The sequence below is a fragment of the Afipia dichlorophenoxyacetatis genome, assembly GCF_055386385.1.
Genome location: NZ_AP029250.1, coordinates 1,424,402 through 1,438,899, shown reverse-complemented (window position 1 = coordinate 1,438,899; position 14,498 = coordinate 1,424,402). Strand labels below are relative to the sequence as shown.

At 58.1% G+C, this 14,498-nt stretch carries 12 protein-coding genes; 1 reads left to right on the top strand and 11 read right to left on the bottom strand.

What is annotated here, in order from left to right; all coding sequences use genetic code 11:
* Nucleotides 1-2: 2 nt before the first annotated feature.
* The 8 genes from ACZ5C3_RS06670 to ACZ5C3_RS06635 form a co-directional block, all read right to left on the bottom strand.
* Complete coding sequence (locus tag ACZ5C3_RS06670; RefSeq protein ID WP_464044609.1) at nucleotides 3-1,112, bottom strand: phosphotransferase; 1,110 nt, start codon at nucleotides 1,110-1,112, stop codon at nucleotides 3-5.
* Between the two features lie 167 nt (nucleotides 1,113-1,279).
* Entirely contained in the window at nucleotides 1,280-1,972 is a 693-nt protein-coding gene (locus tag ACZ5C3_RS06665) for a GntR family transcriptional regulator (RefSeq protein WP_464036254.1), read from the bottom strand.
* 137 nt (nucleotides 1,973-2,109) lie between these two features.
* Nucleotides 2,110-2,733: a UbiX family flavin prenyltransferase gene (locus ACZ5C3_RS06660; protein WP_464036253.1), complete on the bottom strand. Its 624-nt coding sequence runs from the start codon at nucleotides 2,731-2,733 to the stop codon at nucleotides 2,110-2,112.
* A 26-nt stretch (nucleotides 2,734-2,759) separates the two neighbouring features.
* On the bottom strand, nucleotides 2,760-3,545 hold the full coding sequence (locus ACZ5C3_RS06655) for an ABC transporter permease (RefSeq protein WP_464036251.1): 786 nt from the start codon (nucleotides 3,543-3,545) through the stop codon (nucleotides 2,760-2,762).
* The gene (locus ACZ5C3_RS06650) at nucleotides 3,542-4,342 is read right to left on the bottom strand and encodes an ABC transporter ATP-binding protein (protein ID WP_464036249.1); all 801 of its coding nucleotides are present in this window, start codon (nucleotides 4,340-4,342) and stop codon (nucleotides 3,542-3,544) included. Before ACZ5C3_RS06650 ends, ACZ5C3_RS06655 begins: the two co-directional genes overlap by 4 nt.
* A 38-nt stretch (nucleotides 4,343-4,380) precedes the next feature.
* Entirely contained in the window at nucleotides 4,381-5,397 is a 1,017-nt protein-coding gene (locus ACZ5C3_RS06645) for an ABC transporter substrate-binding protein (protein ID WP_464036248.1), read from the bottom strand.
* A gap of 133 nt (nucleotides 5,398-5,530) precedes the next feature.
* Nucleotides 5,531-6,919, bottom strand: a complete 1,389-nt coding sequence (locus ACZ5C3_RS06640) for a UbiD family decarboxylase (protein ID WP_464036246.1) — start codon at nucleotides 6,917-6,919, stop codon at nucleotides 5,531-5,533.
* A 234-nt stretch (nucleotides 6,920-7,153) separates the two neighbouring features.
* Nucleotides 7,154-7,654 (bottom strand): TIGR02444 family protein, encoded by a 501-nt coding sequence (locus tag ACZ5C3_RS06635; protein WP_464036244.1) that lies wholly within the window; start codon nucleotides 7,652-7,654, stop codon nucleotides 7,154-7,156.
* 144 nt (nucleotides 7,655-7,798) lie between these two features.
* Here ACZ5C3_RS06635 and ACZ5C3_RS06630 point away from each other — a divergent pair, with 144 nt between their 5' ends.
* Nucleotides 7,799-8,572 carry a FadR/GntR family transcriptional regulator gene (locus ACZ5C3_RS06630; protein ID WP_464036242.1) on the top strand — a complete coding sequence of 258 codons (774 nt, stop codon included), beginning with the start codon at nucleotides 7,799-7,801 and terminating at the stop codon, nucleotides 8,570-8,572.
* 34 nt (nucleotides 8,573-8,606) lie between these two features.
* On the opposite strand, the gene ACZ5C3_RS06625 is transcribed toward ACZ5C3_RS06630, so the two are convergent.
* The 3 genes from ACZ5C3_RS06625 to ACZ5C3_RS06615 form a co-directional block, all read right to left on the bottom strand.
* Nucleotides 8,607-11,759, bottom strand: a complete 3,153-nt coding sequence (locus ACZ5C3_RS06625) for an efflux RND transporter permease subunit (protein WP_464036240.1) — start codon at nucleotides 11,757-11,759, stop codon at nucleotides 8,607-8,609.
* Nucleotides 11,756-12,874 (bottom strand): efflux RND transporter periplasmic adaptor subunit, encoded by a 1,119-nt coding sequence (locus tag ACZ5C3_RS06620; protein ID WP_464038275.1) that lies wholly within the window; start codon nucleotides 12,872-12,874, stop codon nucleotides 11,756-11,758. The genes ACZ5C3_RS06625 and ACZ5C3_RS06620 overlap by 4 nt, the downstream gene beginning before the upstream one ends.
* A gap of 538 nt (nucleotides 12,875-13,412) precedes the next feature.
* Nucleotides 13,413-14,417 (bottom strand): ABC transporter substrate-binding protein, encoded by a 1,005-nt coding sequence (locus tag ACZ5C3_RS06615; protein WP_464044780.1) that lies wholly within the window; start codon nucleotides 14,415-14,417, stop codon nucleotides 13,413-13,415.
* Between the last annotated feature and the right edge of the window lie 81 nt (nucleotides 14,418-14,498).

Here is a 14,498-nt window from a genome sequence, read left to right as displayed (position 1 = left end):
GGTCACCTCGTTCCGATACGGGTGTGAAGCCAATCGATGGCTTCATCACGGGAGATTTCGTTCAAGCGCTGAAGTCCGGACCATGCGGCATTTTGGTTCCGCATGATGTAGGCCGCATTGTCGGGGTGCCTTGCGGCACGCCAGAAACTGATTGCGATGGCGAGCGCAAACCGTGCGCCGATGAAGTCCGGCAGGATCTCGACCTCTTCCGGCAGCAGCGGATGCAGTTTGTGAAAGGCCGCAGCGACTTCGGCAGGACCTTCGAGCGGATGACCGGTTGGCTCGAATTGATAAGCCGCCGCCACCGCAAGATCCTGCACGATCGGCGAATGCACGGAATCGCCGAAATCGATCACGCCTGCGATCTCTTCATTGCGAGGCTCGCCCGCAAGCACGTTGTGCGGATTGAAATCGTTGTGAATGACTTGCGTGCGGAACTGCGATAGCTGCGGCAAGACATGCTCCGCGAAACGGTCGAGCGCACGATTGGCCAAGGTCTTGCGCGCTTCGTCCAGATTACTCAGCAGAGCACGCGCCCGGTCGGCATGCTTGGTGTCCCACAACAGCTCATGACCATCTGCCGGATGGCGGAAGCCACGAAGCGCGAGATTGAGCCGGGCGAGGAATGTACCGATGCTTCGTTTCTGAGCGGCGCTTCGCTCCGCCCGATAGAGCGGACACCCTGCAAGATAAGTGAGGCATCGCACGCGACGCGGCGGATGTTGTTCCGTTCGCCACACCGCCTCATTCGCATCGGTGTTGCGCGGACGTATGAGCAGCGGCACCGCCAGCTCCGGATCCGCAATTTGGATGTGCAACAGCAGCTTGCTGTGAAAATCCGTCACCGCCTCATCTTCAGCCGGATGGATGACCTTCAACACGTATTCGCGGCCGTTGCTGTCGCGCAGATGAAAATTGCGGTCGCGTTCGCCGACCAGCGGCTCGACGGTAACATCGAGGCCAAAATGCACACGCGCAAGCTCTCGCGCTTCAGCGTCGGAGACGGGCGGCGCCGCAACCTCAAGCAGCTCCCCGAGCTTCTCCAGCGTCGCTCCGCCATCGGCATCGCCGTTTGAAGCTGGCCGTTCGTGTCGACTTGCATTCAACGTCATCGGACGAAAACTCCAGCGGATAGAGGCCCTTAACCTCTTATCCAGCTCGCCTAGTCAATTTGATGTATGATGCATCATAATCGAGATGTCGGCAAGCCTTTATACTTAGATATCTAACCATCCCTGCCTCGATACGTGCTGATCTTCACAGCGCTACGCAGAAGAACCTACTTCGCGGCCTCGTCGCTTTGGTTGTCCTGATCAAGTGTCGAGACGCGGTCGTAGACAGCCTGTCCGCCCTTGATGAGGTCATTCATGATGGTCGCCGCCGCAGCGTCAGGGTCTCTCCGCTTCAACGCGTCGATCACCGGATAATGGTGCTCGATCATCGAGCGTCCGCCATCGATGTAAGCATCCGCTATCACCGGCCCCATCTGCAGCCAGATGCGCTGAATGACGCCGGACAACACCGGCATTCTGGCGATCTGCATGATCCGGAAATGGAAGGCCTGATTGAGTTCAGCCCCACGGATGAAATCACCGCGGGCAAGCGCCTCTTCGTTGCTTTTTACGATAGCTTCCAGCTCGGCGATATCTTCGTCCGTCACCAGCCGTGCGGCATTCTCCGCCGCGAGACCCTCCAGCTTTAGACGGATCGAGCGGATTTCGAGATAACGCGCCTTGCTGAGATGCGGGATGCGGATATCGCGTGCCGAGCGAAAGACCACGGCATCATCATGCGCAAGCCGCAGGATGGCGTCCCGCACCGGCGTGACGCTCGTGCCCAGTTGGGCTGCGATATCGCGAATCTTCAGCCGGTCGCCCGAGCGAAACTGGCCCTTCGTGATCGCATCGCAGAGCGCGAGGTAAACTGTTCGACTGAGGTTCTCATGGTCGATGGTTTTCAGTTCAACGTCCATTTGAACATCCAGTGATGGAAACACTTGCCCCATCATACAAGATGTTCATGCATCGTTGGAAGTTTACCGAATATCCCATTCCGGCCTAAAGAACCGTGGCCGCGAACGAATGCAATCGGCAAGTTCAGGTTTCAAGTTCAACGCCCGTCGCCAATTCCGACCGTCTCGCCCCATCGCCGCACCAGATCGTTGTTGATTCCTAACAGATCGAGCGCACGGCCAACCGAGTGATTGACCATGTCGTCCAGTGTCGCCGGACGAGCGTAGAACGCAGGTATCGGTGGCATAACGATGGCCCCCATTTCGGTGACCTGTGTCATCGACCGGAGATGGCCCAGATGGAACGGCGTCTCGCGCACCATCAAGATCAGCCTCCGGCGCTCTTTCAGGACCACATCGGCAGCACGCGTCAACAGGCTGGACGTCACGCCGCTTGCAATCTCTGCCAGCGAACGAACCGAGCACGGCGCGATGATCATGCCCATGGTCTGGAACGACCCGCTGGAAATGGCGGCCGCAATATCGTCTATCCGATAGACGACATCAGCCAGAGCCGACAAATCCGAGAACTTGGTCTCGGTCTCATGGGCCATGGTGATCTGTCCGGACCGGGACACGACGAGGTGGGTCTCTACTCCGGCAGCGCGCAGGGCCTTCAGCGCAGTCAGACCGTAAACGGCTCCCGACGCCCCTGTAATGCCCACGATGACACGCGGGGCATTCGTCTCTTTCGCCTTCCGCACGCCCGTCTGATTGCTCATGATCTCTCTGCGCATATCGTTACAATTCATCCGCCTGTCGCGTGCTGCGCCATGCCTGCGCCACGTACCGACCAGCTCGTCAGCCTACGTTCCAGAAAATCGAAGATTGCATACATGCCGGCGCCCATTGCGCCGACCACGAACAAAGCTGCGAAAACCAGCGGCACATTGAAGTTCGATCCCGCGACCAGCATCACGTTGCCGATGCCGCTGTTACCCGCCACGATCTCAGCGATCACCGATCCCACGAACGCCAGCGTAATCGCAATTTTCAAGGATGCGAAGAAGAATGGCAGAGACCGCGGAATCCCGATCTTGATCGTCATGTCCCGCTGCGAGGCGCCCAGCGACCGCATCACCTCCAACAACTCTGGCTCGATGGTTGCAAACGCAGTCGCCACGTTCGCGACCACGGGGAAGAACGACAGCATGAATGCCGTGACCACCGCCGGCACCGTTCCCGTCCCGAACCAGATAACGAAGATCGGCACCAGCGCGGCCTTCGGCACGCTATTGAACGCGACGAGAAGCGGATAAAGCGCCTGATAAGCGAGACGCGACGACCCGACCAGAATGCCGAGTAGCAAGCCGACGCCGACCGCGATGCCGAACCCTAGAAGCGTGGTAAAAAGCGTCGCCATTCCATTCGTAAAGAGCGGTCCGCGAAACGTGTAAAGAGCCTTCAGGGTCTCCCACGGTGTCGGGAGGATAAAACTCTTGATTCCGAATAGGGCTATGACCAACCACCATAGAAATACACAGGCCAGCGCTGTCAGCCACGGAGCGAGGCGCCCGATCGATTCGTTGGTCAAGATTTCTTCCCCCGGCCGATATGATCCCGCAGATCGTGAACCAGTTCGACGAAGTCCGGCTGGAACGTGGACTCCAACGTGCGCGGGCGCGCGATATCGACACTGCTGGTTTTCACGATCCGTCCGGGACGCGCACTCATCACGTGAACCGTTTCCGCGAGATAAACCGCTTCCCGGAGTTCATGCGTCACCAGGATGATCGTGCACTTTCGCGAAGACCATAGGTCCTGCAGCACGCCCCAGAGCTCCTCGCGGGTAAAAGTATCGAGCGCCGCGAACGGCTCATCCAGCAACAGGATCGACGGCTCGTGAATAAGGGCCCGGCAGAGCTGCGCACGCTGCTGCATGCCTCCAGAGAGTTGCCACGGCATACGGTCAGCGAAGCCCGACAGCCCGACAGTGGCCAGCAGTTCCTCCGCCCGCGCGCAATTCTTCTCGTAATCTGCCTTCTGACGGCTGCGGTAGGGCTCGACGATTTCGAGCGGCAACATCACGTTGTCGCGGATATTTCGCCACGGCAGCAGCGTGGCATTCTGGAACGCCATGCCGACTTTCTGAGGCCGGCAAACTTCCTCGCCACTAACCTTGACGCTTCCGCGATTCGGCCGAACCAATCCCGCAATCAGCTTGAGCAGCGTGGACTTTCCGCAACCGCTCGGACCGACGATGGCGATGAACTCGCCATGTCCAATGGTGATATTGGCCCCGGAGACAGCGAGCGTCTGATCGCCGGATGGCTTTCCGCCGGAGGATGATCCATAGACCAAATCAACGTCAGTCAGTTGGATAAACGACATCGGCGGGATACCCTTCTCGACCTGCAGAACGCTTTCGGTCAGTTGACCATCCGCTCTGCCTTGGGCGGCAGATAGGATCCGTCGAATACCTCCTCGAGAGAAGGCTGGCGCGGCAGGTTGTAGGCCTTGGTGATTAGCGTGATGATGTTCTGCAACCGCTCGCGATTGACGTCGCCGAAGCCATCCTTCTTGACGTGGTCCGTGATGATGCAGCAATCGAGCGCGACACGGAGGCGCTCCCGCTCGATATCCGCGTTCAACAGGGGTTCGAACGTCAGGGCAGCCTTCACGGCAACTTCAGGATCCTTCGCGATATCCTTCAGGCCCTTCAAAGTGGCACGGAGAAATCCCTTAACCGCATCGGGATGCTCTTTCAGGAACGTGCGCGAGGCCGCAATCGAGTTGCCGTAGAGCTCGAGGCCGTAATCCTTGTACATGAAGTACTTGATGTCGTCCTTTTTGACGCCCTTGGCCTGCAGTTCGAGCAAGGAGTTGAAGACCTGACCGGGGATGGCATCCACCTTGTTCTGCGCAAGAAGCACTTCACGAAGGCTAGGCTCAATGTACTGGATTTGCATCGAAGCCGGGTCAATACCAGTCTTGCTGGCGAAAATCGGGAACAGCTTGAAGGTCGAGTCGTTCGCCGCCGAACCGAGCTTCTTGCCGTTGAGCTGCTTGGGCTCGGTGATGCCGCTCGACTTCAGTACGAAGATCGCCGCAGGCGCCTCTTCATATCCGCTCATCAATACCGGAAAGCCCTGCTCGGGATTCTTCGAGTTGAAATCCATTACGACGTTGATGTCGGGAAATCCCATGTCGTACGAACCGGCAGCCAGTTGCCGCACGACTTCAGCCGATCCCTTGCCGCGGTCGATGGTGACATCGAGTCCCTCGGCTTTGTAATAGCCTTTCTGGAGTGCAACGAAGAAAGCGCCATGCGTTGCTCCCGGAATCCAGTCGAGGGTGAATTTCACCTTCGTCTGTGCACTTGCGGAGTGTGGCGCGGCAACGATCGCAAGAGCTAAGGAAAGCCACGCAATATAACGTCGTTTCATCATTCTACTCCATGAAGATGTGTATCAGTCGTTAGTTGCCTGCGTGTTGCACAAACCGGGCCAATTCCCCGGCTTCTTGAATTTTCCTTCGTCGCAATCGTCTTCAGTCCATCCGATGTGATGCTACTGTGCATCACACCGCGACGTTGGCTTTCGCCAAAATCTCACGCGCACGTGCACGCTGCTCGTCTGAGATGACCAGCCGCTCAGCGAACCCATCCTCGGTCGGAGCAGTTGCATCGATGCCCATCTTGGTCACCGTGAAATTCTTGGGGTCCGATGTCGGATCAATGATCGCCGACTTTACGCCCGGCACCAGGAGAATGTCCTTCTCGGCCCGCACGCGCGTGGCCACCGCCCACATCACGTCCTCCATGTCGAAGATATCAACATCGTCATCGACTACGATGACCTGCTTCGTATAGAGCTCCGTTCCAAGCGCCGTCAGCATGGCCATCTTCGGCTCGCCTTCCGCGATCTTCTTCATCGAGACGATGGCGAGGAATGCGCCGCAGGTTTTGTGCGGCACATGCACAGCCCGTACGTTTGGCAGATTCCGCCGAAGCGCGTTGAGGATCTCGCCCTCACGCGTAATGCACGAAATCAGAATGTGGTCACGCGACATGCCGGACACCACACTGTGGAAGAATGCATCTCGCTTCATCCGCACGCGATGTGCAACGAAAACATTTTGTGTGCTGCGGTAAGACGCGTATCCGGTAAACTCGCCGAACGGACCTTCCGGCTCGTGGACGTTCGCCAGGATCTCGCCTTCGATGACGATTTCCGCGCCCGCGGGAACCTCCAGATCGCCTACACCGCAACGCGCCACGCGGTAGGGTTCGCCGAACAGTCCGCCGATAATCTCATATTTCCGGACATTCGGCGGATAAGCGTAGACCATCGATCCCATGTAATGCAGGGGATGATTGCCGATCACGATCGCAGCCGGCAGCGACTGTCCTCGCGCCTCTGCGCGGCGATGAAATTCATACATGCGCCGGCGCGAGTGGAGCGAAACGCCGAGCCTGTTCTTGCCTTTCAACATCAGGCGGTGGAAACCGGTGGTATCGATGCCGGTCTCCGGATCGCGCGCCGTGATCTGCCCTGCCGTAATGTAAGGCGCAGCATCCACAGTGAATTGGAACGGAATCGGCAACTTCGTGAGATCGATGTCATCGCCTTCGATCACAACGTCATCCCATTCGCCTTTGGGGACAACATCGCAAGGGATGTAGTTCTGGCACCGGTTCCGGAATGTGGTCGGCAAATCGGCGACACTCGTCTTGAGACAGTGCGCCAACAGATCCCGGTTACCCGCGATATTGGTCACGACCGGCATATCGGAGCCTTCGACATTCTCGAAGATCACCACCGGGCTTTTGTTCAGGCGATCGAGCTCGAAGACCACCGAGGTCATCTCAAGCTGCTTACTAACTGGCTCCTTGATCCTGAGGACTTCATCCGGAAATTGCTTTTCGGTGTTCTCTAGGAAGCCCCGTAAACTCTGATTGTCCGACACCTGAAGATCTCCCCGGCTGAGGTTATCTTATCAGCTTATATTATAAGTTGACCGAGGCAATCCTAAATCAGAGGCAGCGGCTGACTACATATGATGCACCGCGCAAGCTCTTCTGCAGCACACAATGAAGTTTAGGCAGCACACTGCAACCGCAGCAACAGCACGAAATGCGAAGCAAACAGCAGAATTGAAAAGATAAATCGTCGTCACACAGCGCGTTGCAGACGAACTGTCTCACACCTCGTGACGTGCCGCTTTCATCAGCAGTGAGACAATCTGTTTGGGGAAAACAGTGTTGAGTGACGCTGCATAAGCTTCGAGATTGGCGATCGCAGCAGCATCGACCTCATCCGCCTGCCCCATGGAATGACTATGAAAGAAGTTTGCCATGACACTTTGCTGCAAGCGTTCAGCCTCCAGCTCATCGGCCTTGATCCGCGCCCGAAGCGCGGCCGTTTCCTGAAGCTGCCATTCGGAAGCCGGCGCCTTCAAAAAACGCCGCGCGAGGCGAAGCGGCCTCACAAGCTCATTTTGCCAATCCGCGATGAGGTTGGTTATCCTGCCGATGTCATCGGCGCTCAGGCGGCGCCCCTGATCCGCGACCCACAGCATGAACAGCACGATGTTGACGTCAGCCCCGTGCTTGTCCTGGAGCTCCAGGCAGGCCTCCGGAACACCGGACTTTGAATAGACAGAGAGTGAGAATTCCCAGAACGATACGCTTGGCTGAGCCATCAGGACTACCTTGGGGGAGACATTGAAGGTCGTTTGCGAATTTCCTAGGTATTGCAGTAAGCATTATGCTGTACTTCATTGAGTTAAGGCAATTCTGGCAAAGCACATTCCTCGGTGAAATGACACGCGCACCCGAAAGCAATCATGCCTTCCAGACGAATTGAACAAACCGTTGCGCCGCAGAGTCTCGCAGACCGCATCACCATTGCTCTGCGAGAGACGATCGTGAGCGGTCAATACGGACTTGGCGAGCAGCTGCCCGCGGGCAAGGATCTGGCGCTGAACTATGGCGTGAGCATCACAGTCATTCGCGAGGCGTTGTCGCGCCTCAAGGCCGATGGCCTTGTGGACTCGCGCCAAGGCAAAGGCGTGTTCGTTGCCAAGGACACCATCGATCGGCCGTTCCGGTTGGCCAAGTCCAATGAGAAGGCTCGCGCCATTCTGGAGGTGCTGGAGTTGCGCATGGGTGTCGAGGTTCAGGCCGCCAGCCTTGCAGCCGAGCGGCGAAAACCTGCCGATCTCAAGAAAATGGAGAAGTGCCTGAAGGCCATGGAGCCGTCGCGGAAATCATTCGACGAAGCTTTGTCGGCTGATATCGAGTTTCACCGCGCCATTGCGGTTGCCACGCAAAATCCGCTGATTATCGGCTTCGTGGAATTCCTTCAGCCGCATTTGTACGAGGCCATTGCCTCGGCAAGGGCGACCTCTGCCAAGAAGGCAGACACCGCAGAAGCTGCTTACGACGAACATCTCGAAATCTACAACGCCATTGCGGCCGGCGATAAGCGCCGCGCGCGCATTGCCGTGAGAAGCGTGCTCGAAGGCACCCTTCGGAGAATGCAGAACAGTCTGCAGGCGCAGGGACGAAAGACTTCCGACAAGGCGGGGCCGGCTGCCGAGAAGCCCTCGCTCAGGTGATCCGCTCGTCACCTTGAGGCCGCTTAGCTTGAGATCAGGTCTTCTCGACCGGCTCGAACTTTCCGCCCGCAAGGCGCCGCACCAGGATGTAGAAGATCGGCGTGAAAATCAGGCCGAACAACGTCACACCCAGCATGCCGAAGAATACTGCCACGCCTACGGCTTGACGCATTTCCGAGCCCGACCCTGTCGAGATGACAAGCGGCAGCACGCCAAGGATGAAGGCGAACGACGTCATCAGAATGGGGCGCAAGCGCAGCCGGCACGCTTCGATCACGGCTGAGAGCTGATCGCTTCCCTCGCGTTCGATGTCCCGCGCGAACTCGACAATCAGAATGGCATTCTTCGCGGCAAGTCCCACCAGCACAACGAAGCCGATCTGGGTCAGGATGTTGATGTCCTGCCCCATGATGCGAACACCGATCGTCGCCGCCAGCAGGCACATCGGTACGATCAAAATCACAGCAAACGGCAGACTCCAACTGCCATACTGGGCAGCCAGCACCAGATACACGAACAGCACGCAGATCGGGAACACATAGAGACCGGTCTGCCCGCCGGTTACCTGCTGGTAGGAAAGATCCGTCCATTCGAATGAGAAGCCGCTCGGCAGTGTTTCGTGTGCCAGCTGCTGCATGATGTTGAGTGCGGTCGTCGAGCTTGTGCCCGGCAGTGTATCGCCCTGCAACTCCGCTGCCGGATAGAGATTATAGCGCGCGACGCGATCAGGACCCGATATATCGCGGAAATCGACTACGCTTCCGAGAAGAACCATCTGGCCAGCCGAATTGCGCGTCTGCAGGCGCGCCAGATCAGCGGTCTCCTTGCGGAACGGAAAATCAGCCTGCGCAGTGACGTGATAGGTGCGCCCCAGAATATTGAAGTCGTTAACGTAAGCCGAGCCGAAATAAGTTTCGATAGCATCGGTAATGTTCTGGATCGGCACGCTCAGCATCTGCGCTTTCTGGCGATCGATGCCGACGAAAACCTGCGGTGTGTCCGCGCTAAACGGCGAGAACACTGCGGTCAGGCCAGGCGCCTTACGCGCCGCATTCACCAGCTCATCGGTCGCAGCAGCGAGCAGCTCGGGTCCCCGCCCCTGACGATCTTGCACGCGCATGGCGAAACCACCGCCGGTGCCGATACCAGGAACGGCGGGCGGCGGCACGACGATGACAAACGCGTTCTCAATCGCCGACAGCCGCTTGCGCAATTCAGCGGTGATGACAGCGGCCGTCAGGCCTTTCTTGACGCGCGCCTCTGGCTCGTCAAACACGGGAAAGAGCGCCGCAGCATTACTGGCTGACGTCCGCGTTGCGCCGTTGAGACCCGCAAATGACGGCACACGAACAACGCCGGGCACCTCGAGCGCGATCTTCTCGATCTGGCGGACGACTTCGGTGGTGCGCGCCAGCGACGCTGCCCCCGGCAATTGCACGGAGACGATGACGTAGCCCCGGTCCTGCGCCGGGATGAACCCTTGTGGCGTGGTGACAAGCAGCCATCCCGCGCTTCCGATCAGGACGGCATAAACCAGCAACATCGCAACCGAATGCCGGATGACGAATTCAGCGGTGGCTGCGTAGCCATGGGACAGACGATCGAAGAGGCGATTGAACGCGCCGGTGAATTTTTCCCATCCGCGCGCGATGAAATTCCAGCTCGCCGGCGGGCGATGGTGTTCATGCGGTCTCAAGATCAATGAGGCGAGCGCCGGTGATAGCGTCAGTGAACAGAAGCACGAAATCGCGGTCGCGACTGCAATGGTCACCGCGAACTGCTGGAAGAACTGGCCAGAGATTCCTCCCAGAAAAGCCGTCGGCACGAACACCGCACACAGGACGAGCGCGATGGACACCAATGCACCACCGACCTCCTGCATGGTGAGAAGCGCCGCATCACGGCGCCCCATCCCGGCCCCGAGATGACGTTCAACATTTTCGACGACGACAATGGCATCATCGACCACAATGCCAACCGCCAGCACCAGGCCGAACAACGTCAGATTATTAATCGAATAGCCGAGAGCGGCCATGACAGCGAAGGTGCCGACCAGAGACACCGGAATAGCGATGATGGGAATGATCGCCGGCCGCCACCCCTGCAGGAACACCAGCACAACGATGACCACCAGAACCATCGCCTCGTAGATCGTCTTGATCAATTCGTGGACGGATTGTGCGATGAATTCGGTCGGGTTATAGCCAATATTGTATTCGAGCCCCGGAGGGAAATCGGCCTTCAGCCGGACCATCGCGTCGGAAATGTTCTTCGCGGTGGCCAGCGCATTCGAACCGGGGCGCTGCGAGACCAGCATCGCAACCGCTGATTTGCGTAACAAGAAGCTGTTGGTGGTATAGGCCAACGCGCCCAGCTCGATACGCGCGACATCGCGCAGTCGCACCGTGCGGCCATCCGCGCCTGCCTTGATGACGATGTTTTCAAATTGCTGCGGGTCTTTTAAGCGGCCGGTGAAAGTCAGGTTTGGCTGGAACGCGCGATCCGCAATCGGAGGCTCAGCAACTCTGCCGCCGGTAATTTGCAGGTTCTGCGCGCGAATGGCGGTCAGGACGTCGCCCGCCGTCATCCCCAAGGTTGCGATCTTGTCAGGATCCAACCAAAGCCGCATCGAATAATCGCGCGCTCCGAATATCTGGATGTCGCCGATGCCATCAAGACGCAGCAATTGATCGCGCACCTGCCGGAGCGCGTAGTTGCTGATGTAGAGCTGGTCGTAGGTATCATCCGGCGACAGCATGAAAACGACCATCAGGAGGTCGGGGCTGTTCTTCCGTGTGGTGACGCCGTTTCGCTGCACTTCTTCCGGTAACTGCGGCTGCGCGATGGCCACCCGGTTCTGGACAAGAACCTGTGCTTTATCGAGATCAGTCCCGAGCTTGAAGGTGATCGTGATGTTCAATTGGCCATCAGAGGTCGCCTGGCTGTAGAGATACAGCATGTCCTCGACGCCGTTGATCTGCTGTTCAATCGGCGTCGCAACCGTATCCGAGACTGTCTGTGCTGATGCGCCAGGGTATTGCGTGGTGACAACGACCGTCGGCGGTGCAATCTGCGGATACTCCGCAACGGGCAATGTCGTATAGGCGATTGCGCCGACGATCAGGAGAACGATGGACAGCACCATCGCTAAGATCGGCTGGTTGATAGACAGACGGCCGAGATTCATGGCTTTGCGCCGCTGTTGCTGGCGGTTGTCTGTGCATGAGGCGCAACCTTTGCCCCGATGCGTGCGCGTTGCAGACCTTCGACAATCACCCTGTCTTCAGGCTTCAGCCCTTCCCTGATCACCCGGAGGCCATCATCCAATGGACCAAGCGTCACCGGCTTGGCTTCAACGGTATCGTCGCTCTTTACGACAAAGACGATCTTGCGCGACTGGTCCGTGGCAACGGCCGTATCCGGCAATAGCAACGCTTCATATGGCGCACTGCCAAGCACGCGGACACGGGCAAACTGCCCGGGCAGGATCGACAGGTCGTGGTTGTCCACCAGCGCGCGGCCCCGCAACGTGCCGGTCCCAAGATCCAGTCGGTTGTCGAGGAAATCCATCCGGCCTTCATGGGAAGGCTTGGTCTCACCGGCGAGCAAAACTTGCACCGGGTTTGGCGTGTCCCGCGAACTTGGCCGCTTGCCCTCAAACCACAAACGGCTGTTCTTCAGGTAAATGGACTCGTCCATATCGAAATAGACGTGGATCGGGTCCATGGACACGATCGAAGTCAGCAGCGTCGCGCCGGTTTCGCTTCCCTGCACCAGATTTCCGATCGTCACGAGGTGGCGACTGATGCGTCCATCGATCGGCGCGCGAACCTTGGTGTACTCGAGATCGAGCTGGGCGCGCTTCAACACGCCTTCGGCCTGCAATGCTGCAGCCTGAGCGACCTGAAGAGCTTGGCGCCGCTGATCGACAATGGATTCGGATACCGCCGAGGTCTTGACCAGGGCTTCAGCACGCTCCAGCTCACGCTTCGCAAAGTCGATTTTCGCATTCGCGTCATTAAGCTGACCTTGTGCCTGTTCGGCGGCGGCCTCGTATTGCCGGGGATCGATCGTGTAGAGAAGGTCTCCTTCCTTGACGATGGCGCCGTCCTTGAAGTCCACGCTCATGACGAAGCCGGTCACCCGCGCCCGGATCAGCACCTGTTCGATGGCGTCGAAGCGTCCGGTGAATTCATCCCAATCGGTTACGACCCGCTTGGTGGGTTCTGCGACGGTAACCGGCGGGGGTGGAGCTGCGGCCTGTTCCTTCTTTTCGCCGCACGCCCCAAGCGTGAGCAGCACAAGAAGTGGGAAAACCTGAAGGCGCCGATGTGAAGAGGCTGCGACCAAGCCCGAAACGCCGGGCGAATTGAGAAAACCATTCACGACCATCTCCGCACAAATAAAGAACCGTAGGGCAATTATCTTGCAGCGATCAGGTGTCCCGAATCCGAAGTTCGCCTCATAGTGCAGCGCACCCGCTAGCGAACTTCGGATTCGAAAGGACACTAGCAACCCATAATTCTAGTGTGGTTTAGGTTCAGAAGTTCGCTCAGAGGACGCGCCGAGAAATTGAAGCGAACTTCTGAACCACCACACTAGGCCGACCAGTTTATTCGTACCGGTCGCTCATGACGATTATTCCTCGGTTCTGTCCGGACGGGAACTGTTTTCTTTTAGACAAAGCTGCGTTTGGATGCGAAATGACAGCGGCCGCGCATGCAGCTCACTGCATAGTCATGCGCGCCTGAGCAGCCATTGCAAAGACTTTACAACGAATGAGAGTTTCCTCCGGAGCGCGGGCAATCCTGCCGGATCGCCGCGCAAACTCTGGTCTCTCCTAGTTGGCTTTTTCAATAAATGCGTTGGTATATGTCTTCGACAGGTCGATCTTGGCGTTCTTCACTTCCTGAGATGATTGACTGAAAACGTCGAGCACCGCTTGCGCGCCCTTGGGGTCCATTTTTCCGGTCAGTGAAAACATCGGAATCGTGTTCTTCAGCGCCGCGAGATAAAGCTCCTTGTCCGCACCGACGAGTTCAGGAGGCATCTTCGCCATGATGTCTTCCGGCGTGTGGGAATGGATCCACTTCAACGTCGCCAGGATCGCATTGGTCAGCGCCTGCGTTTCCTTCTGATGCGCGGCGATCCAGTCCGCTCGCGTATAGAGCGCGCCGCCCGGATATTCGCCACCGAACACCTCCAGCGTGTCATGCTGCGTGCGCGTATCGCTCAGAATTTTGAGATCCTTGTTCTTGCCTTGAAGCAAGGTGACCGACGGATCGAGCATGACGGCTGCGTCGACACTGCCCTGCTCCATCGCCGCGACGGCCGTCGCACCAAGTCCGACGCCGATCACACCGACAGAGTTCGGATCGACACCATTTTTGTTCAACAGATACTTCAGAAAGAAGTCAGTGGACGACCCGGGCGCACTGACACCGATGCGCTTGCCGGCAAGATCCTTGATCGACTTGATGGCAGCGGTATTTTTCGGTGCCACGACAAGCGCCAGCCCGGGATACCGATCATAGACCACAAAGGCCTGCAGGCTCTGGTTCTTGGCCGCGAGATTGACGCAGTGATCGAAATAGCCGGAGACTACATCCGCGCTTCCGCCGAGCACCGCCGTCAGCGCCTGCGAGCCTCCCTTGAAGTCCACGATCTCGACGTTCAAGCCGGCTTTGTCGTATTCGCCGATCTGTTTTGCCAGCACGGTTGGTAGATAACAGAGGCAGGCGGCCCCGCCGACAGCGATTGTCACTTTCGCCTGCGCGAACGCAGCACCGGACATCAGCACAAGCGCGGCCAGGCAAGACACCATTCGCCGCAGACAGAGCGCCATCATGATCGTTTTCTCCGCATGATTGGTGATCCTGTTTGTTTGGCCACCATTGGTTTCCAACACTAAGCGACCAGGCGTGGT

Coding starts and splice junctions, on each gene's coding strand:
- ACZ5C3_RS06625 (WP_464036240.1), bottom strand. CDS start 11,759: ATGAATCTCGGCCGTCTGTCTATCAACCAGCCGATCTTAGCGATGGTG.
- ACZ5C3_RS06660 (WP_464036253.1), bottom strand. CDS start 2,733: ATGAGCAATCAGACGGGCGTGCGGAAGGCGAAAGAGACGAATGCCCCG.
- ACZ5C3_RS06670 (WP_464044609.1), bottom strand. CDS start 1,112: ATGACGTTGAATGCAAGTCGACACGAACGGCCAGCTTCAAACGGCGAT.
- ACZ5C3_RS06665 (WP_464036254.1), bottom strand. CDS start 1,972: ATGGACGTTGAACTGAAAACCATCGACCATGAGAACCTCAGTCGAACA.
- ACZ5C3_RS06650 (WP_464036249.1), bottom strand. CDS start 4,342: ATGTCGTTTATCCAACTGACTGACGTTGATTTGGTCTATGGATCATCC.
- ACZ5C3_RS06645 (WP_464036248.1), bottom strand. CDS start 5,397: ATGAAACGACGTTATATTGCGTGGCTTTCCTTAGCTCTTGCGATCGTT.
- ACZ5C3_RS06630 (WP_464036242.1), top strand. CDS start 7,799: ATGCCTTCCAGACGAATTGAACAAACCGTTGCGCCGCAGAGTCTCGCA.
- ACZ5C3_RS06615 (WP_464044780.1), bottom strand. CDS start 14,417: ATGGCGCTCTGTCTGCGGCGAATGGTGTCTTGCCTGGCCGCGCTTGTG.
- ACZ5C3_RS06635 (WP_464036244.1), bottom strand. CDS start 7,654: ATGGCTCAGCCAAGCGTATCGTTCTGGGAATTCTCACTCTCTGTCTAT.